This is a genomic window from Stenotrophomonas sp. YJH_SMC_40 (assembly GCF_059368615.1).
Genome location: NZ_JCAFRX010000008.1, coordinates 144,313 through 166,470, shown reverse-complemented (window position 1 = coordinate 166,470; position 22,158 = coordinate 144,313). Strand labels below are relative to the sequence as shown.

22 protein-coding genes are annotated in these 22,158 nt (G+C 67.9%); 2 read left to right on the top strand and 20 right to left on the bottom strand.

Annotated elements, in window-relative coordinates; translation table 11 throughout:
- Positions 1 to 294: 294 nt before the first annotated feature.
- The 16 genes from AC5P6X_RS16300 to hisS all read right to left on the bottom strand — a co-directional run bounded on the left by AC5P6X_RS16300 (position 295) and on the right by hisS (position 15,127).
- The gene (locus AC5P6X_RS16300) at positions 295 to 762 is read right to left on the bottom strand and encodes a hypothetical protein (protein WP_123958515.1); all 468 of its coding nucleotides are present in this window, start codon (positions 760 to 762) and stop codon (positions 295 to 297) included.
- A gap of 290 nt (positions 763 to 1,052) precedes the next feature.
- On the bottom strand, positions 1,053 to 1,784 hold the full coding sequence (locus AC5P6X_RS16295; protein WP_049449724.1) for a copper homeostasis protein CutC: 732 nt from the start codon (positions 1,782 to 1,784) through the stop codon (positions 1,053 to 1,055).
- Positions 1,781 to 2,779 carry a glycosylasparaginase gene (locus tag AC5P6X_RS16290; protein WP_329756793.1) on the bottom strand — a complete coding sequence of 333 codons (999 nt, stop codon included), beginning with the start codon at positions 2,777 to 2,779 and terminating at the stop codon, positions 1,781 to 1,783. The genes AC5P6X_RS16295 and AC5P6X_RS16290 overlap by 4 nt, the downstream gene beginning before the upstream one ends.
- A 51-nt stretch (positions 2,780 to 2,830) precedes the next feature.
- Complete coding sequence (locus tag AC5P6X_RS16285) at positions 2,831 to 3,853, bottom strand: glucokinase (RefSeq protein ID WP_123958514.1); 1,023 nt, start codon at positions 3,851 to 3,853, stop codon at positions 2,831 to 2,833.
- A gap of 84 nt (positions 3,854 to 3,937) precedes the next feature.
- Positions 3,938 to 4,222 (bottom strand): hypothetical protein, encoded by a 285-nt coding sequence (locus AC5P6X_RS16280; RefSeq protein WP_012480039.1) that lies wholly within the window; start codon positions 4,220 to 4,222, stop codon positions 3,938 to 3,940.
- Positions 4,223 to 4,257: 35 nt separating this feature from the next.
- Positions 4,258 to 5,847, bottom strand: a complete 1,590-nt coding sequence (locus AC5P6X_RS16275) for a calcineurin-like phosphoesterase C-terminal domain-containing protein (protein WP_049449721.1) — start codon at positions 5,845 to 5,847, stop codon at positions 4,258 to 4,260.
- A gap of 155 nt (positions 5,848 to 6,002) precedes the next feature.
- Positions 6,003 to 6,623 carry a bifunctional phosphoribosyl-AMP cyclohydrolase/phosphoribosyl-ATP diphosphatase HisIE gene (gene hisIE, locus AC5P6X_RS16270; RefSeq protein WP_088436203.1) on the bottom strand — a complete coding sequence of 207 codons (621 nt, stop codon included), beginning with the start codon at positions 6,621 to 6,623 and terminating at the stop codon, positions 6,003 to 6,005.
- Positions 6,613 to 7,389, bottom strand: a complete 777-nt coding sequence (hisF, locus tag AC5P6X_RS16265; protein WP_088436202.1) for an imidazole glycerol phosphate synthase subunit HisF — start codon at positions 7,387 to 7,389, stop codon at positions 6,613 to 6,615. Before hisF ends, hisIE begins: the two co-directional genes overlap by 11 nt.
- A complete protein-coding gene (hisA, locus tag AC5P6X_RS16260; RefSeq protein WP_049395190.1) occupies positions 7,383 to 8,117 on the bottom strand; it encodes a 1-(5-phosphoribosyl)-5-[(5-phosphoribosylamino)methylideneamino]imidazole-4-carboxamide isomerase in 735 nt (244 codons plus the stop codon). Before hisA ends, hisF begins: the two co-directional genes overlap by 7 nt.
- Positions 8,114 to 8,716: an imidazole glycerol phosphate synthase subunit HisH gene (hisH, locus tag AC5P6X_RS16255; RefSeq protein ID WP_058982384.1), complete on the bottom strand. Its 603-nt coding sequence runs from the start codon at positions 8,714 to 8,716 to the stop codon at positions 8,114 to 8,116. The genes hisA and hisH overlap by 4 nt, the downstream gene beginning before the upstream one ends.
- Positions 8,713 to 9,786, bottom strand: coding sequence for a bifunctional histidinol-phosphatase/imidazoleglycerol-phosphate dehydratase HisB (gene hisB, locus AC5P6X_RS16250; RefSeq protein WP_123958513.1), 1,074 nt, complete (start codon positions 9,784 to 9,786; stop codon positions 8,713 to 8,715). Before hisB ends, hisH begins: the two co-directional genes overlap by 4 nt.
- Complete coding sequence (gene hisC / locus AC5P6X_RS16245; RefSeq protein ID WP_123958512.1) at positions 9,783 to 10,877, bottom strand: histidinol-phosphate transaminase; 1,095 nt, start codon at positions 10,875 to 10,877, stop codon at positions 9,783 to 9,785. The genes hisB and hisC overlap by 4 nt, the downstream gene beginning before the upstream one ends.
- Positions 10,874 to 12,169, bottom strand: coding sequence for a histidinol dehydrogenase (gene hisD / locus AC5P6X_RS16240; RefSeq protein ID WP_329756788.1), 1,296 nt, complete (start codon positions 12,167 to 12,169; stop codon positions 10,874 to 10,876). The genes hisC and hisD overlap by 4 nt, the downstream gene beginning before the upstream one ends.
- Positions 12,166 to 13,077, bottom strand: coding sequence for an ATP phosphoribosyltransferase (gene hisG / locus AC5P6X_RS16235; protein WP_088436200.1), 912 nt, complete (start codon positions 13,075 to 13,077; stop codon positions 12,166 to 12,168). Before hisG ends, hisD begins: the two co-directional genes overlap by 4 nt.
- 34 nt (positions 13,078 to 13,111) lie before the next feature.
- Positions 13,112 to 13,420, bottom strand: coding sequence for a YerC/YecD family TrpR-related protein (locus AC5P6X_RS16230; RefSeq protein ID WP_123958510.1), 309 nt, complete (start codon positions 13,418 to 13,420; stop codon positions 13,112 to 13,114).
- A gap of 312 nt (positions 13,421 to 13,732) precedes the next feature.
- Positions 13,733 to 15,127, bottom strand: coding sequence for a histidine--tRNA ligase (hisS, locus tag AC5P6X_RS16225; RefSeq protein WP_005413164.1), 1,395 nt, complete (start codon positions 15,125 to 15,127; stop codon positions 13,733 to 13,735).
- 126 nt (positions 15,128 to 15,253) lie between these two features.
- On the opposite strand from hisS, the gene AC5P6X_RS16220 reads away from it, so the two are divergent.
- Entirely contained in the window at positions 15,254 to 16,006 is a 753-nt protein-coding gene (locus AC5P6X_RS16220; protein WP_005409422.1) for a Crp/Fnr family transcriptional regulator, read from the top strand.
- A gap of 102 nt (positions 16,007 to 16,108) precedes the next feature.
- On the opposite strand, the gene thrC is transcribed toward AC5P6X_RS16220, so the two are convergent.
- The 3 genes from thrC to thrA are packed head-to-tail and all read right to left on the bottom strand — an operon-like array spanning position 16,109 to position 20,840.
- Positions 16,109 to 17,395: a threonine synthase gene (thrC, locus tag AC5P6X_RS16215; protein WP_049449581.1), complete on the bottom strand. Its 1,287-nt coding sequence runs from the start codon at positions 17,393 to 17,395 to the stop codon at positions 16,109 to 16,111.
- 29 nt (positions 17,396 to 17,424) lie between these two features.
- Positions 17,425 to 18,339 carry a homoserine kinase gene (locus tag AC5P6X_RS16210; protein ID WP_329756786.1) on the bottom strand — a complete coding sequence of 305 codons (915 nt, stop codon included), beginning with the start codon at positions 18,337 to 18,339 and terminating at the stop codon, positions 17,425 to 17,427.
- Complete coding sequence (thrA, locus tag AC5P6X_RS16205; RefSeq protein WP_329756784.1) at positions 18,336 to 20,840, bottom strand: bifunctional aspartate kinase/homoserine dehydrogenase I; 2,505 nt, start codon at positions 20,838 to 20,840, stop codon at positions 18,336 to 18,338. Before thrA ends, AC5P6X_RS16210 begins: the two co-directional genes overlap by 4 nt.
- A gap of 27 nt (positions 20,841 to 20,867) precedes the next feature.
- Here thrA and AC5P6X_RS16200 point away from each other — a divergent pair, with 27 nt between their 5' ends.
- Positions 20,868 to 21,188, top strand: coding sequence for a hypothetical protein (locus tag AC5P6X_RS16200; RefSeq protein ID WP_329756782.1), 321 nt, complete (start codon positions 20,868 to 20,870; stop codon positions 21,186 to 21,188).
- Positions 21,189 to 21,197: 9 nt separating this feature from the next.
- Here the strand turns inward: AC5P6X_RS16200 and AC5P6X_RS16195 are convergent, their stop codons facing one another.
- Positions 21,198 to 22,148 (bottom strand): DMT family transporter, encoded by a 951-nt coding sequence (locus AC5P6X_RS16195; protein WP_099479030.1) that lies wholly within the window; start codon positions 22,146 to 22,148, stop codon positions 21,198 to 21,200.
- Between the last annotated feature and the right edge of the window lie 10 nt (positions 22,149 to 22,158).

Genomic DNA, 22,158 nt, shown 5'->3' with positions numbered 1-22,158 from the left:
TGGTTGCTCTTCGAAAGTGTGAACGCACGGACGAGTGGTGGCGCGGCACTACGGCTGATCCGGGCACCTGGATCGGTTCAAGACCGTCCCGACGCCCTCCCCTGTGGATCGATCCAAACTAAAGCACAGCTGAACCACGCCGGGCATGCGGCGATGCAGCAATGCCCGAGGGAATGCCGCTATCGGCTGCCGGCATCCAGAACAATCAAAGGGTTGCGAAACATCGCTGAGAGAACAGCACACACGTCAATGACACGATCGCGACAATCGCGCGCGGAACGGTTTTGTCCGCCCTCAGCGATTCCCCTCACCCGATCGAGTCGGGACGAAGTGGCCATTTCGGAGGGCGTAGCCGCTCGACGCATCGCCTCTGTGTCTGATACCCCACCACTCGATGGTGAACCCGTCGCCCTGCCAGATGACCGAGGAAAAGTCGGATTCACTGTGGAGTCGCCCTGAGTTCTGGCTCGCCAGAGACAGGGTCTCAAGGCAGCTGCTGATCAATACCCTGCCGCGCTCAATGGGCTTCGGCAGGGTCAATTCGTAGACGAACAGATGGATCTCACGCCCCGCGCCACAGCGCCCCATCGGGCTGGAAGCGTTTGAATCGAACACCTGATAGAGCGCGCGAAAGCGCTTCTCCCCGATCCGATGTACCCGTGCGTCGACGAACACGCCTGTAGCAGAGGGTGCCAGCGTCACGCCGCCCAGCAAATCGTCGATGCCGCCGCCCTCGGGTCCGACCGCCTTCCAGATAAACACTGGGGGCTGTCCTTCCTCTGCAGCTATTGCGGCGGTGTGCAGCAAACAGAGAAATAGCAGGAGCAATCGAGGCATGCGGAAGGAGGATCATTGCCACGGGGAGTTGGACCCCACTGTCAATAATCCTGGCTTGATCGTCTACCCGGAAACACAGAGGCCCCTGCGTTCCGATGTTTGGCAGACTGACTGGCCATCCGCGCACGTCAGAAGCGTCACTTTTCGGCAACCGGTGCGCGTTCCGCAGCGGGGTCGGAGCCCTTCTGCGAAGGGATCCGACCCCGGCCCTGCGATCAGCCGTCGAGGGCCTGACGCAGTGCGGCCACGGTCGCGGTGCTGGTCTGGCTCCAGTCCGGGTCCAGCCCGCGCAGCGCCGGGTTTTGGAACTGCATGGCCGAGCGCCGCAGGCCTTTGGCCGAGGCGTGCAGTTCGGTGCAGCCGCTGCGTCGTGCGACGGCGGCGACATTGGCCGGGCCCAGCCCGGCGCCGGCCATCACCGTGATACGTCCCGCCGCCTGGGTGACCAAGCCTGCCAGCACATCGGCACCGGCCTCGGCACTGACCTGGCCGCCCGAGGTCAGCACGCGCTGGCAACCCAGTTCGATCACCTGTTCCAGTGCCGCCGGCAGATCGCGGGCGGCATCGAAGGCGCGGTGGAAGGTCACCTGCAGCGGCCCGGCAGCCTGCACCAGTTCACGGCACAGCGCCAGGTCGATACCGCCCTGCACATCCAGCGCACCGATCACCACGCCGTCGCAGCCGAGCGCGCGGCACTGCGCGATGTCACGCAGCATCAGTTCGGTTTCCAGCGCGTCGTAGTGGAAGTCGCCCGGGCGTGGCCGCACCAGCACGAACAGCGGAATCGACAGGCGTTCGCGCGCAATCGCGATGCTGGCGAACGACGGCGTGGTGCCACCCTCCGCCAGGTTGTCGAACAGCTCGATGCGGTCGGCGCCGCCGGCCTGTGCCGCCAGCGCCGAAGCCAGCGAGTTACTGGCAACCTCCAGAGTCAGCCGCGTGCTCACGCCTGGGTGCTCGTGTAGATCGACGGCGAGTCGCGCAGGTCATCCTGGCGCTGCGCATCGCACACGGCGTAGACGAAGCCGCGATGCAACGCGTAGGCGCCCACCTCGCCCTGCTTGTTCATGGCCAGGAAGCACACCTGCAGCGTTCTGCTAGCTTGCGGGCGCTTGCGCACCACGCGGTCGATGGCTTCGCGGCAAGCCTGCGCCGGCGAGCGCCCCTGGCGCATCAGCTCGACCACCAGGAACGACGCGGCGTTGCGGATCATCTCCTCGCCCACGCCCGAGGCAGTGGCCGCCCCCACTTCGTTGTCGACATACAGGCCAGCACCGATGATCGGGCTGTCGCCGACCCGGCCGTGCAGCTTCCAGGCCATGCCGCTGGTGGTGCAGGCACCGGCAAGGTGGCCCTTGGCATCCAGCGCCAGCATGCCGATGGTGTCGTGGTTGTCGCTGTTGCCGGGAATACCACGGCGCTCGGCGTTGATCTGCGGCTGATACTTCTCCGTCTTCAGCCACTCGCGCCAGGCCGCTTCGGCCTGCGGCGTCAGCAGGTGCTTGCGCTCGAAACCCTGCTGCATCGCGAACTGCTGCGCGCCCTCGCCCACCAGCAGCACGTGTGGGCTGTTCTCCATCACTTTGCGGGCCACCGACACCGGATGCAGGATGTCGACCAGCGCGGCCACTGCGCCACATCGGCCATCGCCATCCATGATGCTCGCGTCCAGGCTCAGCACGCCGTCGCGATCCGGGTTGCCACAATGGCCGACGGTGGGGTTGCAGAGCTCGCTCTCGGCCCAGCGTGCGCCTGCTTCCACCGCATCCAGCGCGCTGCCGCCCTGCGCCAGTACCTTCCACGCGGCCTGGTTGGCCGGTACGCCGAAGTCCCAGGTCGAAACCACCTTGGCCCCACCCTGCGTGCGCGCCTGCACGCCCGGCAAAGCCGCCATGCCTGCAGCCAGTGCACCGGCCTGCAGGAACTGCCTGCGATCCACCATCTTCCCCTCCCAGTCTGCAACGCACGGCCGGCCCGATGCCGACCCTGCCGATCAGTCGTGCGTGGGCTGCCGTGCGGCGTGCCAGACCGCTGCGCCGAGCACGCCCAACTGGCCGTGCTCCACTCGCCATACCGGCACCTGGCGCAGCACCTCGGTCAGCACGCCCTTGTTGAGGAAGCGCTCACGGAAGCGGCCATCGGCCAGGAAATCCTGCACATGCGCGGAAATGCCCCCGGCCAGGTACACCGAGCGCGCACCGACGGCGATTGCCGCGTCGCCGGCCAGGCTGCCCAGCCAGGCACAGAACACCTGCAGCGTTTCCACCGCCAGTGCATCCTCGCCGCTGCGGGCGGCACCGACCAGCGCTTCGGTGCTGGTCCACACCGCAGTGGCACCGCGCAGCTCGCACAGGCACGGGTACAGGTTCATCAGGCCACTGCCCGACAGCACACGCTCGTTGTCCACGTGCGACCAGCGCTGCAGCAGCTTGCCCAGCACCTGCAGTTCCAGCGCGTTGCCGGCGCCAAGCGCGGCATGGCCGATCTCGCTGGCCAGCACCGGGCGCTCGCCGTCGGCAAAGCGCAGTGCGGCGCCCAGGCCGGTACCGGCACCCAGCACCAGCGCCGGGAATGCCTGCGCCGGATCAGCATCGCCGTTCAGCGGCACCAGCGTGTCCGGCCGCAGATAAGGGATGGCCAGCGCCACCGCCTCGAAATCGTTGATCAGCTGCAGTTCTCCCAACCCGGACTGCGCGCGGGTGGCCGACAGCAAGACCGTCCACGGCAGGTTGGAATTGATCAGCACATCGCCATCAAGCAGTCCGGCGATGGCCACCACCGCGGTCTGCACCGGCTGGCCAAGGCCTGCGGTGAAATCGGCCAGGATCGCCGCCAGGCTGGGATGCTCGGCGCAGGCGTAGGTGCGATGGCTGCCCAGCAGCGGCGCCTGGCCGGGTTGGGTTTCAGCCAGCGCAAGGCGGGCGAAGGTGCCGCCGACATCGGCAACGACCAGACGGCGTGGAAGACCGCCGCGGGCGGAGTCGGAGGAAACCGGGGACGCTGCTGCGATGGTCACGCTGGCCTGCTTGGATCGATTGAATCGCCCCGATTCTCAGGCATCGGGGCGGCTTTGCCTAGCGCGCCGATGGTTCAGGTTGGCCTACATGCCTTCCTGTTCGGCCACCTGCACACCATCCACCAGCACGCGCAGCCGCTGCGGGCGGAAGCCGGCGAACAGCAGCGGCCGGGTGCGCTCGACCAGCACTTCATGGCCGGCGATGTGGCGCAGCCACGACTGTACCAGCGAGAACGAGAAGTGGGTGCCCGGATGCAGCGGGTGCTGCACCCAGACCGTCTCGGTGGCGCTCTGCAACTGCATCGCGCCGGTGAACCAGTGGCGGCTGAGGGTCACCGGCGTGGTGCCGGCCATGAAGCGGATATCCATGCGGGGTCCTTTCGCTGGAGCGGTGGTGTGCGGGGTCAGGGCTGGGCAGTCTGCAGGCTGTAGCTGGTGCTGGCGGTGAACACCGCGCCGTCGGGCTGGGTGGAGCGCACCTCGACCTTGTGGCTGCCCACGGCCAGATCGGTCGGCAGCGTGCCACGCCACAGGTGCGGCGATGCGGTGGCCTCCGGCGAGCGGTCGTAGCCACGCAGGCTGATTGCAAGATCGTCGGCCACGTTCTCCACCATCAGGCGCGGATCGGGTTGGCTGACCTGCTTCATCGGCTGCCAGGCGCCACCATCGACGCGGTACTCGACCACGCTGGAATCCTCACCCATGTAGACGTTGGCATAGATGCCCCAGGCCGGGTAGGCGCCCTGGCGCAGCACCTTCGGCGCATGCAGGCCGATCTGCTCGCTGGCCGGTTTTCCGGCCACGCGGTACTGCAGTCTGTAGCTGCCATTGCCGGCCACGTCGAGCAACGCATAGCCCTTCGGCGTGCCATCGCTCATGGTGCTGTCCGGCACGCCGGCGGCATTCTTCACGCCTGACCAGAACGCACCGCAGTTGGCGCCGACATTGTATTCGTGCAGCGGCTTGTCGCCGTTCCAGCCCTCGGCCTTGCCATGGTAGACGTGCTGCTGGGTGTGGCTGTGGCCGCTGAGCACCAGCACGTTGCGGAAGTCCTTCAGCAGGCCGAACAGGCGCTGGCGGTCGGCATGGCGGAAGGTCTCGCGCCCCGGCGCCGCGTCGAACAGCGGGATGTGCATGCCCAGCACCAGCAGGCGATCCTTGTGCAGGCCCTTCAGGTAGCTGGCAAGGAAGGCGAACTGGTCTTCGCGCAGGCCACCGACGTACTTCGGCTTGGCCTTGGGGTCGTACACCACGTCATCCAGGAACACGAAACTGGCGCCACCCTCTTCCACCGCGTAGGTATCCGGGCCGTAGATGTTGCGCCAGCTGTCCAGCGAGTGTTCGTCGCTGGCCGCATCGAAATCGAGGTCATGGTTGCCCGGCACATGGAACCACGGCACGCCAAGTTCGGTGGTGACCTTGTTGATCGCCGGATACAGGGTCAGGTCGTCGTTGACGATGTCACCCAGGGTGGTGCCCATGCGCGCCTTGGTCTGTCCCACCAATGGCGCGACGATCGACTGCTGGTAGTAGCCGATATCCTTCAGGCTGGCGGTCTGCGAATCGGTGAACACCAGCATCTGGAAGCCGCGCCGACTGTCATGGCGATCCGACTGCAGGGCGAAATCCCAGTTGCGGGTGACGTCGCTGGTCGCGGCGATGCCGCCGTACTTCAACGCCGGCGAACCGTTCGGGCGATAGTGCCGCCAGAACGAAGGCAGGCCGTCGGCCGCTTTCGGGAAGGAATACGCATCGGGCTTGATCACGAACACGGTCTGGCCATCACGCACCGGCAGGCTGTAGCTGCCGTCTGCAGCCGTCTTGACGATGGCCTCGCCGTTGGAGACCTGCACGCCGGCCAGGCCCGGATCGGTCGCGCCGCGCCCCGGCCGGCCGTCACGCTCCAGATAGACCTTGCCGCTGACCACGGTATCCGCGGCCCAGGCCGGCGAAGTCAGCAACAGGCAGCACAGCCAGGTGGCAGGCAGTTTCATGGGCGGTCCGGGAAAAGAAAGACCGCCTATTGTAGATTCCGTTGATGACATCGCGCACGCGATGACGCATTGCCGGTAGTGTCGGCCGCTGGCCGGCAACCTCATGATCGTCGGGCATCTGGGGCTTGCCGGCCAGCGGCCGGCACTACCCCACTTCAACGATGGCGTTTTTCCAGTACCGCGCGCGCATCATCCAGCGACAAGCCACGCGCGCGCAGCAGCACCAGCAGGTGATACAGCAGGTCCGAAGCCTCGCCGAGCAGCGCTTCGTCATCCTGGGCCACCGCCGCCAGGGCGGTCTCCACGCCCTCCTCGCCCACCTTCTGCGCGATACGGCGGATGCCGCCCTCGAACAGGCTGGTCGTATAGCTGCCCGGCGGACGCTGCGCCTCACGCATCGCCACCAGCTGGCCCAGCCCGCCCAGGAAATCCTTCGGCGCCTGGTCGAAGCAGCTCTCTGCACCGGTGTGGCAGGTTGGCCCCGCCGGCCGTGCCATCATCAGCAAAGTATCGGCATCGCAGTCGACGCTGATCGACTGCACCACCAGCACGTTGCCGGACTGCTCGCCCTTGGTCCACAACCGCTGCTTGCTGCGGCTGAAGAAGGTCATGTGGCCGATGGCCAGCGTGGCCGCCAGCGATTCGGCACTCACATAGCCCAGCATCAGTACCTGCAGGGTATCGGCATCCTGAACCACCGCCGGCAGCAGGCCGTCACCCTTGGCCCAATCCAGCGCCTGCAATGCGTCCAACGACGGCCTGACTTCAATAGACATCCCGCACCTCGATCTGCTGTCCGCGCAGGTAGCGCTTCAATTCTGGAATGGCGATGGCGCCGCTGTGGAACACGCTGGCGGCCAGCGCGCCGTCGACGTCGGCCTGGTCGAAGGCTTCGGCGAAGTGCGCCATCGCACCCGCACCGCCGGAGGCGATCAGCGGCACCTGGCACAGGGCCCTCGCCTGCTGCAGCTGCACGACATCGTAGCCACGGCGTACGCCATCGCTGTCCATGCAGTTCAGCACGATCTCACCGGCGCCCCGCCGTTGCGCCTCGACAATCCAGTCCAGGGTGCGCAGCGGCACCGCCTGGGTCTTGTCCGGGTCGCCGCTGAAACGCCGCACCCGCCACTGGCCATCCGCTTCGCGTACCGAGTCGACACCGACCACCACGCACTGCACGCCGAACTCGTCCGCCAGCTCGGTGATCAGCTCCGGGCGCCCCAGCGCCGGCGAGTTGATCGACACCTTGTCGGCACCGGCAAACAGCACGCGGCGCGCGGTCTCCACGCTGTCGATGCCACCGGCCACGCAGAACGGAATGTCGATCAGCCGCGCGATGCGCTCGATCCACGCCACGTCGACCGAACGCGCCTCGGGGCTGGCGCCGATGTCATAGAACACCAGCTCGTCCGCCCCCTGGTCGCGATAGCGCTGCGCCAACTCGGCGATGTCGCCCATGTCGACGTGGTCGCGGAAGCGCACGCCCTTGACCACGCGGCCATCGCGCACGTCCAGGCAGGGAATGATGCGGCGGCTCAACATGCCAGCGCCTCCGCCAGGTCCATGCGCTGCTCCAGCAGTGCCTTGCCGAGGATCGCACCGCCACAGCCGGCGGCACGCGCCTCGGCCACATCGGCCACGTCGCGGATGCCTCCGGAGGCCTGCACCGCCACCCCCGGCAGCAACCCCGACAAGTGCCGGTAGAGGCAGATGTTGGGCCCGGCCAGCATGCCGTCCCGGGCGATGTCGGTACACAGCAGGTGGCGCATGCCGGCGCGCGCGTAGCGCTGAGCCAGCTCATCCAGGGTCACCCCGGCGTTCTCGGTCCAGCCGTGCACCGGCAGCTGCCACTGCCCCTGTGCGTCCTGGCGCGCGTCCAGCGCAATCGTGATGCGCTCGGCGCCGAATTCCTCCAGCCAGCCGACCACTTCATCGGGGCGACGCACCGCCAGCGAGCCGACCACCACGCGACCGGCGCCGGCATCGAGGATGCGCGCCACATCGTCGCGGCCGCGCACGCCACCGCCGGTCTGCACCTGCAGCGATGTCTGCGCGCGGATCGACGACAGTAGCGGCGCCAGCGTATAGCCACCGGCGCGCGCAGCGTCCAGATCGACCAGATGCATCCACTGCGCACCCTGCGCGGCGAAGGCCTGCGCGCGTGGCAACGGATCGTCGCCATACGAGGTTTCCTGCGCGTAGTCGCCCTGGCGCAGCCGCACCACGCGGCCGTCGCGGATATCCAGCGCGGGGTAGACGATGAAACTCATGCAGCAGTGCCCTCGAGAAAATTGCGCAGCATCAGCGAGCCGGTCTCGCCGGAGCGCTCGGGGTGGAACTGTGCGCCGTAGTAACGCCCCTGCTCCACCACGGCAGTGAACAGGCCGCCGTGGTCGCAGGCAGCGACGGTGTGGGTATTGAGGGGCGCGGCGTAGCTGTGCACGAAGTAGGCGCTGGCACGCTCCGGCACGCCGCGCAGCAGCAGCGATTCGCGCAGCGGCAGCAGGCGGTTCCAGCCCATGTGCGGCACGCGGATGCCACAGGCCGGCACCAGCTTGCGTACCACGCCCGGAATCAGTCCCAGTGTCTCTACGCCCGCTTCCTCGGAGCGTTCGAACAGCAGCTGCATGCCCAGGCAGATGCCCATCAACGGCACCTCCAGTCGCTGCAGCGGTTCCACCAGGCCCTGAGCGTGCAGGCGCTGCATGCCGGGACCGGCGGCGCCGACGCCGGGCAGGATCACCCGCCGCGCACCAACCAGGCCGTCCGCATCGCGCACCAGCCGCACCGTCGCGCCCAGGCGCTCCAGTGCGTAGCGCACCGAGCCCAGGTTGGCGCCACCGGCATCGATCAGCGCAACATCGCTCACAACGCCCCCTTGGTACTCGGCAGTGCCGTGCCCTGCCGGGCCAGCGCCGGACGCAGCGCGCGCGCCAGCGCCTTGAAGCAGGCCTCCACCTTGTGGTGATCGTTGTCGCCGCGTACCTGCAGGTTGAGGTTCAGGCCGCTGGCATCGCACAGCGAGCGGAAGAAATGCGGCACCAGCTCGGTCGGCATGTCGCCCACGCGCTCGCGCTTGAACTCGCCCTCGAACACGAAGTAGGGGCGGCCGCTGAAATCCAGTGCGGCGCTGGCCAGCGTCTCGTCCATCGGCAGGGTGAAGCCGTAGCGGCCGATGCCGCGCTTGTCGCCCAACGCCTCGCGCAGGGCCTGGCCCAGGGCCAGCCCGGTGTCCTCGATGGTGTGGTGCTCATCGATGTGCAGGTCGCCCTCGGCCTGGATGTCCAGCGCGAAGCCGCCGTGCTTGCCGATCTGTTCCAGCATGTGGTCGAAGAACGGCAGGCCGGTGGAGATGCGTGCATCACCCGCGCAATCCAGGTCCAGTTCGACGCGGATCTTCGTTTCTTTCGTGTTGCGCTGGACCACGGCGGTGCGCGGCGCATCGGCCAGCGCATGGGCAATGCCCGGCCAATCCCACTCGCCACCAAACTGCGCGGTGCGCAGCTGGAAACCGCGGATGTTGAGGTTGTCGGCAAACTGCAGGTCGGTGATGCGATCGCCGACCATGCCCGAACGCGCCCAGTCGATGCTGCGGTCCTGCAGATAAGCCGTCATCAGTCCGATGCCCGGCTTGCGGGTCGGCGCATTGTCGTGCGGCCAGCTGCAGTCGATCAGCACGTCACGGAAAGTGATGCCCTGGCTTTCGAAGATCTGCAGCATCAGCTCGTTGGGGCCATCGAAGCTGGCACGCGGGTAGCTGTCGCTGCCCAGGCCATCCTGGTTGGTGACGATCACGAACTGGTAGCCGGCATCCCGCAGTTTCAGCAGCGCCGGGATCACCTGCGGCACGAAGCGCAGCTTCTCGTAGGCATCGATCTGGAAGTCGGCCGGCTCCTCGATGAGGGTGCCGTCGCGGTCGATGAACAGGATCGGGGTCATGCTGCGGCCCTCCGCGCCGACAGGGCCGCAAGCACGCGGTCATTCTCTTCGGGACTGCCGATGCTGATGCGCAATGCATCGTCCAGCTGCGGCGCGGCGCGCTGGTCGCGCACTACCACACCGGCATTCAGCAACGTGTCGAACGCCGCCTGCGCATCGGCGAAGCGGACCAGCAGGTAGTTGCCGGACGAGGCATACACCCGGCGTACACCGGGCAGGCTGGCCAGTGCCGTTCGCAGGCGCTCGCGTTCGGCGATGACCGTGGCCACGCGTTCGGCGGTGCGTGCCAGCGCGGCCGGCTGCAGGGCCTGCACGGCCAGCTCGGCGCACGGGGTCGGCACCGGGTACGGCGCCTGGCAACGCCGCAGCACGGTAATCAGTTCCGGGGCGGCGATCAGAGTGCCGATACGGGCAGCAGCCAGCGCGTGCGCCTTGGACAAGGTGCGCAGTACCGCAAGGTTGGCGTGTGCGGCCAGCAACGTGGTCGCCGACGGACGTTGCGCGTACTCGGCATAGGCCTCGTCCACCACCACCAGTGCCTGCCCGCGCAACGCAACTGCCACCCGTTCGACCTCGTCCAGGGCGATATCACTGCCGGCCGGGTTCGACGGTGCGCATAGGAACACCAATTTGGCATTGCGCGCCCTGGCGGTGTCGATCACCGCATCCAGGTCGGCGCGAAGGCCATCCTCGCTGTCCACCAGCGGCACTTCAATCAATGCGGCACCGTGCAGGCGTGCGCAGACAGCGTACATGCCAAACACCGGCGGCGTGACCAGCACGCCATCGCGGCCCGGCACGCACAGCGCGCGCACCAGCAGATCAATGGCTTCGTCGCTGCCGCGACCGATCAGCAGCTGCTGTGGCGTCACGCCGTACAGGGCCGCCAGTCCCTCACGCAATGCCAACGGCTGCGGTTCGGGATAGCGCCGGCTGCTGCCCGCGGCATCAGCGGGATTGGCCCAGGCCGATTCATTGGCGTTCAACCAGACCTCGCCCTGCACCGCCGCACTGCGCGCCGAGCTGTAGCCGGCGAAGGCCTGCAGATCCGGGCGAACCAGTGCCAGCACATCATCGATTGCCGCGTTCATGCTGCCACCTCCATGCGCACTGCGACCGCACGTTCATGTGCATCCAGGCCTTCGGCACTGGCGATGATGCGCGCGCAGCCGCCAATCGCTGCCAGGCCGGCGGCGCTGGCGCTCTGCACGCTGATCAGGTTCTGGAAGCTGGCCACACTGACACCACTGTAGGCACGTGCGGCACCCGCGGTGGGCAGCACGTGGTTGGTGCCGCTGCAGTAGTCGCCCAGTGCCTCGGGGGTGTAATCACCCAGGAACACCGAGCCGGCCGCCTGCACCTTGTCCAGCCACGCACGCGGATCACGCAATGCCAGGATCAGGTGCTCCGGTGCATAGCGGTTGCTGATCGCGAAGGCTTCGTCCAACGAATCGACCTGGATCAGCCGCGAGGCCGACAGCGCCTGGCGTGCGATCTGCTGGCGCGGCAGCAAGGCCACCTGGCGCTCCACTTCGGCCTCGACCGCCGCCAGCATCGCGGCATCGTCGGTCAGCAGCAGCACCTGAGAATCCGGGCCGTGCTCGGCCTGCGACAGCAGGTCGGCTGCAACGAACGCCGGGTTTGCACCTGCATCGGCAATCACCAGCACTTCGGAGGGACCGGCCGGCATGTCGATGGCGGCGGCGCCGTCCTGTGCGACCTGCTGCTTGGCTTCGGTGACGAAGCTGTTGCCCGGTCCGAACAGCTTGTCGCAGGCGGGAATGCTGGCCGTGCCATAGGCCATCGCGGCGATCGCCTGCGCGCCGCCCAGCTTGAACACACGCTGCACGCCGGTCAGTCGCGCGGCCACCAGCACCGCAGGATCGGCCGTGCCGTCGGCGCGCGGCGGCGTGCACAGCACCACCTGCGGGCAGCCGGCCAGCTTCGCGGGCACGCCCAGCATCAACGCGGTGGACGGCAGCGGTGCGCTGCCGGCCGGCACATACAGGCCGACGCGGCCGATCGGCCGCAGCATGCGTTCGCAGACCACGCCCGGCGCGGTTTCCACCGCATACCCCGTACCCACGCCGGCGGCGTGGAAGCGGGCGATGCGTTCGGCAGCTTCGACCATCGCCTGGCGCAGTTCGGCGGGGACGGCGGCATCGGCCGCTGCGAACTCGGCTTCGCTCACTTCGAACGATCGCAGCTCGACACCGTCGAAACGTGCGGTGATCGCGCGCAGCGCGTCGTCGCCCTGTGTGCGCACCTGTGCAATCAGCGTCGCCACCGCGTCGCGGGTCTGCTGCGCCACGGTCTGCACCGGGCGGGTCAGCGCCGCGCTGCGCGCGGTCTCATCAAGTCGGGACCAGATCAGACGGTTCATGCCAGCGACCGCTCCACGCTCAACACCATCAGGCCCTGCGCGCCAGCGCGCTCGAGTTCTTCCATGCGCTGCCAGCTCAGCGGGCCGGGGCACATGGTCTGCAGGCGCAGCGCGCCGCCATCGGCCGGCAGCCGCACCAGCGGCTCGGCATCGGCCAGCAGCTGCGACAGCGCGTCGACGCGATCCTCGCTGGCGCGGAACATCAGCAGCTTGCGGTCCTGCCGCTGTACCACGCCATCGAGGCGGCGCAGCAGCATCGCGCGCAGCGATGCACGCGCATCATCCGGCACGCGCACCGCACCCGCCAGCACCGCCTCGCTGTCGAGCAGGTTGTGCACCGGGGTCAGCTGGTTGGCGCGCAGCGTGGCGCCGCTGGAGACGAGGTCGCAGATCAGGTCGGCGGTACCCAGTCGCGGGGCGATTTCCACCGATCCGGACAGCTCGACCACCTGTGCATCCACACCCTGCTCGGCCAGCCACTGCTTGAGGATGGCCGGGTAGCTGGTGGCGATGCGGGTGCCGGCCAGCTGCGCCGGACCCTGCCATTGCCACTCCTCCGGCACCGCCAGCATCAGCCGGCACTGGCCGAAGCCCAGCCCGCGCAGCGCCTGGTAGGCATCCGGCAGGCCGACCTGGCGACGTGCCGCGGCCTGCTCGTCCAGCTCGTTGCGACCGACGATGCCGAGGTCGCAGACGCCGTCGGCGATCAGGCCGGGGATGTCGTCGTCGCGCACCAGCAGCAGGTCCACCGGCAGCGATTCGCCGTAGCAGAACAGCTTGTCGCGGCTCTCGCGCCAGCTCAGGCCGCAGGCGCTGAGTAGGTTGCGCGCGGGTTCGGCCAGCCGGCCACTCTTCTGGATGGCGATACGCAGCCGGTCTCGTGCCGGCGCTGCCTGGGTTGCACTCATGGGGGAGGTCTCGAAGTTCGGAACGGGGCGCGGATCAGCGCGAGGCAAGGCGGTCGATGGCGGCGGCATAGCCTCGATGGCCATGCTCAAGGGTGCGTGCCACCCGTCCGGTGGTGGTCACGCTGACCCCGGTGCGCTCGTGGATCTCGCGATACGGCACGCCCTGCTGCAGCAGCGGCACCACCTTCCAGCGGTCAGCCATGGCTTCCAGCTCGGCCGGTGTGCACAGATCGCGCAGGAAGGCCTCGACCTGTTCCGGCTCGCGCAGGGCGGCAAAGGCCCGGGCCAGGGCTTCAAGGTCGGCCTTCGGGTCTTTGACGGCAATTTCGGGGCGGGCTTTCACGGGGTCGTTTCCATGCATCAATGTAATAGCGCGTTAGTACATTAGCGCATTCTTGCGCAGTGCGTCAAATCGAGGGTTGAGGGTGCGGCAGGGCTGCTGCCCTGCACCCGCACCCGCAGAGGCCGGAGCATCGGCACAGCTGGGTTCCGGACCGACCCCGCCCTCGACAGGTGGTCACGAGCTGTCGGGACTGCCGGGGTCGGATCTGTTTTCCAGAGGAAAACGGCCCTGACCCCGGAACGAGGCCCGGAAACGAAAACGCCCACCGGTTGGTGGGCGTTTCGTTGAAGCGCTGCATGCTGCCAGGGGCCGTTACATCACCTTCGACTGCTCCAGCTCGACCTGCAGGGTGCTGGCCAACTCGTCACGGGAGACTTCGAACTGCTGCTCGCGCAGCAGGTCCTTCACTGCCACCACGCCGCGCGCCAGCTCGTCCTCACCGGCCAGCACCACGAAGCGGATACCGGCCTTGGCGGCGTACTGGAACTGCTTGCCGATCTTCTTCGGCTCCATCTGCACTTCGGTGTTGATGCCACCGGCGCGCAGGCGGCGCGCGATGTCCAGCGACTGCGGCATGCCCTGCTCGTCCATCAGCGCCACCAGCGCCTGCACGCTGCTGCCCTCGATGCCATCGATCAGGCCGGCTTCGCGCAGCTGCCAGAACAGGCGCGACAGGCCGATGGAGATGCCCACGCCCGGCAGCTTCGACTTGCTGTAGTGGCTGGCCAGGTCTTCGTAGCGGCCGCCCGAGCAGATCGAACCGATCTGCGGGTGGTCGGTCAGCGTGGTCTCGTAGACGGTGCCGGTGTAGTAGTCCAGGCCGCGCGCAATGGAGAAATTCAGGCAGTACGCGGTTTCCGGCACGCCCAGCGCCTGCACCAGCTGCAGCACTTCGCGCAGTTCGGCGACGCCGGTACGCAGGATCTCCGAAGAACCGGCGTCGGCTTCAAGCGTGGCCAGCTGCGCCAGTGCATCGGCATGGCCCTGCGAACGCACGGCCACGAACGCCAGGATCTTCTCGACCTGCTCGGCCGGAATCTCGAAGCCCTCGCCCACCAGCGTCTCGCGCACGTAATCGGCGCCGCGCTTGTCCAGCTTGTCCACTTCGCGCAGCACTGCCAGCTGGCGCTCGCCCTCGGCCACGCCCAGGCTCTCGAAGAAGCCACGCATCAGCTTGCGGTTGTTCAGCTGGATGCTGAAGTCACCGATGCGCAGTTCCGAGAACACCGCGTGGATGACCGCCAGCACTTCGGCGTCGTATCGCACGCTCAGGCTGTCCTTGCCGATCACGTCGATGTCGCACTGGTAGAACTCACGGAAGCGGCCGCGTTGGGCGCGCTCGCCGCGGTACACCCGCTGCATCTGGTAGCGACGGAACGGGAAGGTCAGTTCATGCTCGTGCTCGGCCACGTAGCGCGCCAGCGGCACGGTCAGGTCGAAGCGCAGCGCCATTTCCGGCAGCGAACGGTCACCCGATTCGGCGGCGTTGGCCAGCGCACCGGTGGACTGCACGAAATACACCTGGCGCTCGGTCTCGCCACCGGACTTGGTCAGCAGCACGTCGGACAGCTCGAACACCGGCGTCTCCACCGGCAGGAACCCGAAGCGCTCGTAGTTGCGGCGGATGACGTCCAGCATGCGCTGGAACGCAATCTGCTCGCGCGGCAGCAGTTCAAGGGTGCCGGGCGGGGTACGGGGCTTGATCACGGGCGGAACTCCTGCTGGAACGGGACGTGGGAGGGGGCGACATTCTAGCGCCCCCGCCTCGGGCAGGGTCGAACGGCCGCTTGAAGTATCATAAGGCCCTCCCCGCCCGCGATACGCCCCCGCAACATGTCACGGCCTTCCGGCGCTCCGCCCGCCACCAACGATCCCGCCTCGCCGTCCTGCAACACGCTGGACTGCCTGCACTGCTCGGTTCGCCACCTTGCGGTGTGCTCGGCGCTGTCGCCCGATGAAGTGCAGGCACTGGAACAGGTCACCGTTTCCCAGCAGGTCAGCATGGGCAGTACCCTGGCCCGCACCGGCGAAGAGCGCGACCATGTCTATACATTGACCGGCGGCGCCCTGCGCCTGGTGCGCACCCTGGCCGATGGCCGCCGCCAGATCAATGGCTTCGTGCTTCCCGGCGACTACCTGGGCCTGAGCGGCAGTGACCACCACCGCTACGATATCGAGGCCATCGCAGACAGCCGCGTATGCCGTGTCGCGCTGCCGCAGATGAAGGCGCTTCGCAGCCGTTTCCCGCACCTGGAACGCAAGCTGCTGCAGCGTGCCTGCCAGGAGCTGGACGCCGCGCAGGATGCCGCGCTGGCACTGGCGCGGCTGCAGCCGGCCGAGAAAGTGGCCGACTTCCTGCTGCGCCTGGCCGCGCGCGAGGCCAAGCTGGGTGGCGATGGCCTGCGCGTCTCGCTGCCAATGGGGCGTGGCGACATCGCCGACCATCTGGGCCTGACCATGGAAACGGTCAGCCGTACCTTCACCAAGCTGCGCCAGCAGGGGTTGATCGCCCTGCCCCACCTGAACGTGGTGGAGATCCTCGACGAGGACGGGTTGCGCACGCTGGCCGGTGAAGGGTTGATCTGACCGCATCGCGGTTGGTTGCGTTGCCGGCCAGCGGCCGGCACTACCAGGTGGACGCAGCACGGGTAGTGCCGGCCGCTGGCCGGCAACCCCAGATGCCTTCGATCAACGCAGCAACACCTCGCGCAGCGCCGCATACTCCGCGGCCAACGGTTCCGCGTGCGCGGGCCGCTGCAGCAACGCATCCAGCGCCGGCGGCACGGCCACTGATTCGCCAATCAACGGCTCCACCACTGCCTCGAACTTGGCCGGATGTGCGGTAGCCACCACCGCCCAGTCGCCCTTGGCGCCGCGCGCGCGCAGGTCCTGCAGCACCTTCACCGCTGTGGCCGTATGCGGGCAGAACAGTTCGCCGTTGCTGGCGTGCGCCGCCGCAATCGTCGCGCGGATGGTCACGTCATCCACCGCGAACGCGCGGAACGCAGCGCGCAGCTCGGCGTCATCTCCGAGGTAAAGCCAGCGCAGGCGTTCAAAGTTGCTGGGCGCCCCTACGTCCATTGCATTGGCCACGGTGGCCACGCTGGCCTGCGGCTGGTAGTCGCCACCATTGAAGTACGCCGGCAGTACCGCATTGGCATTGGTGGCCAGCACGATCTGCCCGATCGGCACGCCCAGCGCGCGCGCCAGCACGGCCGCCATCGCATTGCCAAGGTTGCCGGTCGGCACCACCAGGTTGAGCCGACGACGATGTGTCGCGTAATGGGACAACGCCGCATGCGCGTAATAACTCATCTGCGGCAGCAGGCGGCCGAGGCTGATGCTGTTGGCCGAACTCAGCGGCACCTGCGCCTGCAGTTCGCGGTCAGCCAGTGCCTGCTTGACCATCGCCTGGCAATCGTCGAAGGCACCGGCCACGCGCAGCGCCTGGATGTTGTCGCCGAAACAACCGAGCTGATGCGCCTGGCGCGGTGACACGCGGCCATCCGGATACAGCACTACCACGCGCACGCCGGGCTGGCGATGGAAGGCCGCAGCAACGGCGGCGCCGGTATCGCCAGACGTGGCGACAACAATCGTCAGATCGCGGTCCTTGCCGGCCTGCAGCCGCGACAGTGTTCCGGCCAGGAAGCGCGCACCGATATCCTTGAACGCCGCCGTCGGCCCATGGAACAGCTCCAGCACATGGTCACCGCCGCCCAGTGCACGCAGCGGAACCTGAAAGTCGAACGCTTCCCGGCAGATCGACGGCAACGCAGACTCCAGCGCGTCGCCGGAAAAGAACGGTGCCAGCAGATCGGCGGCGGTATCGGCCAGCGTTGCGCCGGCCCGCAGCTCACGTGGCGCCGGCAGCACCTGCGGAACATACAGCCCTCCATCGGGCGCCAATCCTGCAGCGATCGCCGCACTGAGGCCAACGGCCGGGGACTGACCCCGGGTCGAAACAAATTGCATGGGTTCGGTATCCAGTAATGGGGAAGGATTCAGCACAAGCGGGCTCCCGGTGCATCCAGCGGCGACACCCAGGCATCGCTGTCGAAACCGGCGGCGGCAAATGCCGCCTGCACCGGTGCGGCAGCGGCGCGGGCCTGGTCGGCGTCCTCGAACCAAGCGAACACGCTGGGTCCGGCACCGGAGATGCCCGCACCCATTGCATGGGCCGACAGCGCCGCATCGCGGGCTGCTTCGAAACCTGCAATCAGGCCGGCCCGCCGTGGTTCGACCAGCACATCGCGCAATCCAGCCCGCACCAGCGCCGCATCACTACGATGGCAACCGCTGAGTACCAGCGCGAGGTTCGCACTCTGTGCCACGAATTCACCCAGCGCGTAGCTGCCCTGCAGCACCTGGCGCGCACGGCGTGTTTCCAGCACCGCGTGCGGATGCACCAGCAGGCTGTGCCAGGCCGCCGGCACAGGAATTGGCAGCAGGCGGTCGGCCGTACACAGCGCAAAACCACCCAGCAGCAACGGCCCCACGTTGTCGCCGTGGCGGCCACCGCTGGCCACCGCCTCGCCATCCAGCGCAAACGGATACAGCGCCTCGCGCGACAGCGGTACATCCAGCAGCGCGTTGGCGGCAACCAGCGCAGCAACGCATGACGCTGCCGAACCGCCCATGCCGGAACCGAACGGAATGCCCTTGTCGATCTCCACCGCGAATCCGAAATTCAGGCCCAGGCCTTCGCGCAGTGACATCAGCGCAGCGCCCGCGGTGTTCCCGGCTGCCTCCAGCGGCAGCTCGACCGCACTGCCACGGATCGCTTCGATGCGCACCAGCGGCTCGTCGATGCGGCGCACGCTCACGGTATCGCCAACACCGGCGATGGCATGACCAAGAATGTCGAAGCCCACCGCCACGTTGGCCACCGAGGCCGGCGCGAACGCACGTGCGATCACAGGCGCGCTCCTTCACCGGCCGCGACCCGCAGCAGGTCGGCAAACACACCGGCGGCGGTGACTTCCGGGCCGGCGCCCGGACCCTGCACCACCAACGGGTTGTCGCAGTAGCGACGGGTACGGAACTGCACCACGTTGTCGGTCAACCGAAGGTTGGCGAAGGCGTGGTCGGCGGGCAGTTCCTGCAGGCCCACCGAGGCACCGTCAGCGCCCAGCTGTGCCACGTAGCGCAGCACCGCGCCACGCGCCCGCGCGTCCTGCAACCGCTGCAACAGGCTGGCATCGGACTCGCCCAGACGCGCCATGAAGTCATCCACGCTGCCATCGCGCAGCAGCGCCGGCACCAGGCTTTCCACCTGTACCTGTTCCAGGCTGAGCGCGTGGCCGGCCTCGCGGGCGAGGATCACCAGCTTGCGCGCCACGTCCACGCCCGAAAGATCATCGCGCGGGTCCGGCTCGGTGTAGCCCATCGACCGCGCCTGCGCGACCAGCTGCGAGAACGGCTGACTGCCGTCGAAGCGGTTGAACAGCCACGCCAGCGTGCCGGAGAAGATGCCTTCGATCGCCAGCACCTCGTCGCCCGTATCGACCAGATCACGCAGCGTGGTGATCACCGGCAGGCCCGCGCCCACCGTGGCTTCGTAGCGGAAGCGCGCACCACTGGCCGCCGCAGCAGCGCGGATGCGCTGGTAGCGCGGCAGCGGGCCAGCACCGGCCTGCTTGTTCGGAGTCACCACGTGGATGCCGGCGGCCAGCCAGCCCTCATAGCGCTCGGCCACGTCGGCGCTGCCACTGCAGTCGATCACCACCGCATGCGGCAGGTGCGCGGCCAGCAGGTGTTCGGTGAAGCGATCCAGGTCGCTGGGCTCGCCCGCGTCCTGCAATGCCTCCCGCCAATCGGCGTGCAGGCCATCCACTTCCAGCCGCATGCGCGAACGCGAGGCCAGCGCGCGCAGGCGAAGATCCACATTGGCCTTGGCCAGCAGCTGCGGGCGGGCCGCCAGCAGCTGGTCCAGCAGTGCCGCGCCGACGTTGCCCGGCCCGATCACACCGACCGCGAACGTCTGCGGCGACAGCCAGAAGCCCGCATGTGCGGCCCGCAATGCGCGGGTGGCATCGGCACTGTCCACCGCCACAGAAATATTGCGCTCCGACGAGCCCTGCGCGATCGCCAGGATGTTCACCTGCGCGCGTCCCAGCGCCTCGAACAGGCGCGCCGCAACACCGGGCTGGCCGGCCATGCCGTCACCCACTGCCGCCAGCACGCTGACGCCCTCACTGACCTGCACGCGCTGCACCTGCCCTACCGACAGTTCATGCGCGAACGCGTGCAGCAGTGCCTCACGGCCACGCGCCGCTTCGGCAGCGCGCACCACGCAGCAGATCGAATGCTCTGACGAACCCTGCGAGATCATCACCACCGACACCTGCGCCTGGCGCAGCGCCGCGAACACGCGCTCGGCGGTACCGGGCACGCCGATCAGGCCGGTGCCTTCCAGGTTCAACAGGGACAGCCCGGGGCTCAGGGTCAGGCCCTTCACCGGCCCGCGCGGCGAGCGCTCGGCGCTGATGCGCGTCCCCGGATGCGCCGGCTGGAAGGTATTGCGGATGAAGATCGGCAGGCCGAGGCGGATCGCCGGCGACATCGTCTGCGGATGCACCACCTTGGCGCCGAAATAAGCCAGCTCGCAGGCCTCGTCGTAGCTCAGTGATTCCAGCTGCACCGCTTCGGGCACCAGTCGCGGGTCGGCCGACAGCACGCCGTCGACGTCGGTCCAGATGTGCAGTTCATCGGCATTGAACAACGCGGCGAAGATCGCGCCGGAATAGTCGCTGCCATTGCGGCCGAGCGTTGTGATGCGGTCATGGCGGTCACGGGCAACGAAACCGGTGGCGACCAGGCGCATCTGCGGATGCCGCAGGCGCCACTTGGCCAGGCGGTCCGCGCTGGACTCCCAGTCGACATCCACACCCAGTTCGCCATGCCCGACCACCAGCACGTCGCGTGCATCGAGTACCGCACAGTCTTCGCCCAAGGCACGCAGGTAGGTGCCAAGCAGCTGCGCGGAGAATACTTCGCCCAGGCCCTGCACGCGGTCGAGTACTTCGCGCGGCAGCTCGCCGATCACCGCCAGCGCCGCCAGCACTTCGGCCAGTTGATCGAAGCGGGCGTCGATCCATTCGACGGTCTCGCCCACCTGCTCGCCCAGCAGGGCCACGGCGGCGCCACGGTGACGCGCGCGCAGCGCATGCCAGGCCTCGCGCCAGCCTTCGTCGCCCTTGGCCGCCAGCTGGGCCAGTTCGATCAGCGCGTCAGTGACGCCCTTCATTGCCGAAACGACAGTGACCTGCAGCGATTCGGGACGGGCCAGCAGCAGGCCCGCAACATGGCGGTAGCGTTCGGCATCGGCCACCGAGGTGCCGCCGAACTTGTGCACGACGATGGACGGTGCAGCCAGATCGGCCGGGGCAACGGGATGAGCGGGGGCGTGGGAAGACATGCAGACCTCGGCAGGAGGCCCCGTCGCATGCAGGTGTCGAGTTTCCCCGCCACCTGTATGGTGCGGGGCCGTGGTTTTCGGGAGTTACACGAAGACGACGGGCCGCACCAGGGCAGTGGTGACGGTGGTGGTGGTAATGGTGGTGGTGGCGACCGGCGCAGTCGAACGGCCCGCAGTGGCGGGAGCGATCAGGCTGGCGTGGGCGTCATCAAGAACCATGACGCACAGAAAACACTGTGCGCCGGCCTGCTGTCAAGTGCTGCGATGCAAAAAGCCAGTGCCGCGATCATCGCTCAACGTGCCGACATTTGGTTGCATCTGAGACCAAGGCAGCATCAGCACGCTTGACGCACGCATTCAGCCGGCATGTTCGGCGATCGCCCGTGGAGTACGATGGGCATGCGCGCACAGCATCACGCCGGCCACCAGGAACACGATCGCCAACGCCTCCAGCAGCGAAGGCCAGCGCTGCTGCCAGGCGAAGGCATACGCCAGCGCGAACAGCGTCTCGAACACGATCATCTGGCCGGTCAGGGTCAGCGGCAGCAGGCGGCTGGCGCGGTTCCAGAACGCATTGCCGAGGATCGAGGCCACCACCGCCACACCGGCGCTGATTGCCCAGAAGCCACTCCACTGCGCCGCCGTGTGCCCGCTGGTGTGGCCGATGAAGGCCATCGGCACCAGCAGCAGGGCCAGGCCGCCGGTGGTGACGCCGGTCAGCAGCGACCAGTTGTGGCTGGACAAGTCCGGTCGACGCGCCAGCCAGCGGCTGTTGCCGATCGAGTACAACGCCCACGAGAACAGCGCGCCGAACGCGCACAGCAGGCCGATCAGGCGCTGCCGCCACGGGGTTGCCAGGTGCTCGGACATCAGTGCTTCCCAACCAACCAGGGCCACGCCCAGCACGCACAGGCCCAGTGCCGGCAGCAGCTGTTTCAAAGGCACTGCACCCTGTTCGCGCACGCCGACCAGGGTGACCACCACCGGAATCAGGCCGACAATCAGCGACGCCGCCGCACCGCCAGCCCACTGCACCGCCGTGGCCAGCAGCAGGAAGTACACCAGGTTCCCGGCCAGGCTCAGCCACAGCAGCCCGATCCATTCGGCGCGACCCAGCTGCGGTGCCAGCCGCTTCCAGCGCGGGAGCAGCAGTACTACGGCGATCAGGCCGTAGACCAGATAGCGGCCGGCCGACAATTGCAGGGCGTTGAACGACTGCAGCACGGCGGGCGCGAGGAAGACCACGCCCCACAGCGCGCCAGCGGCAACGCCATTGGCGATGCCCAGGGCCATCGGGTTGTTGCGCATTCGGGTTCTT

Coding starts and splice junctions, on each gene's coding strand:
- AC5P6X_RS16290 (WP_329756793.1), bottom strand. CDS start 2,779: ATGGTGGATCGCAGGCAGTTCCTGCAGGCCGGTGCACTGGCTGCAGGC.
- AC5P6X_RS16280 (WP_012480039.1), bottom strand. CDS start 4,222: ATGGATATCCGCTTCATGGCCGGCACCACGCCGGTGACCCTCAGCCGC.
- AC5P6X_RS16275 (WP_049449721.1), bottom strand. CDS start 5,847: ATGAAACTGCCTGCCACCTGGCTGTGCTGCCTGTTGCTGACTTCGCCG.
- hisIE (WP_088436203.1), bottom strand. CDS start 6,623: ATGTCTATTGAAGTCAGGCCGTCGTTGGACGCATTGCAGGCGCTGGAT.
- hisF (WP_088436202.1), bottom strand. CDS start 7,389: ATGTTGAGCCGCCGCATCATTCCCTGCCTGGACGTGCGCGATGGCCGC.
- hisA (WP_049395190.1), bottom strand. CDS start 8,117: ATGAGTTTCATCGTCTACCCCGCGCTGGATATCCGCGACGGCCGCGTG.
- hisB (WP_123958513.1), bottom strand. CDS start 9,786: ATGACCCCGATCCTGTTCATCGACCGCGACGGCACCCTCATCGAGGAG.
- hisC (WP_123958512.1), bottom strand. CDS start 10,877: ATGAACGCGGCAATCGATGATGTGCTGGCACTGGTTCGCCCGGATCTG.
- hisD (WP_329756788.1), bottom strand. CDS start 12,169: ATGAACCGTCTGATCTGGTCCCGACTTGATGAGACCGCGCGCAGCGCG.
- hisG (WP_088436200.1), bottom strand. CDS start 13,077: ATGAGTGCAACCCAGGCAGCGCCGGCACGAGACCGGCTGCGTATCGCC.
- AC5P6X_RS16220 (WP_005409422.1), top strand. CDS start 15,254: ATGTCACGGCCTTCCGGCGCTCCGCCCGCCACCAACGATCCCGCCTCG.
- thrC (WP_049449581.1), bottom strand. CDS start 17,395: ATGCAATTTGTTTCGACCCGGGGTCAGTCCCCGGCCGTTGGCCTCAGT.
- thrA (WP_329756784.1), bottom strand. CDS start 20,840: ATGTCTTCCCACGCCCCCGCTCATCCCGTTGCCCCGGCCGATCTGGCT.
- AC5P6X_RS16200 (WP_329756782.1), top strand. CDS start 20,868: ATGCAGGTGTCGAGTTTCCCCGCCACCTGTATGGTGCGGGGCCGTGGT.
- AC5P6X_RS16195 (WP_099479030.1), bottom strand. CDS start 22,148: ATGCGCAACAACCCGATGGCCCTGGGCATCGCCAATGGCGTTGCCGCT.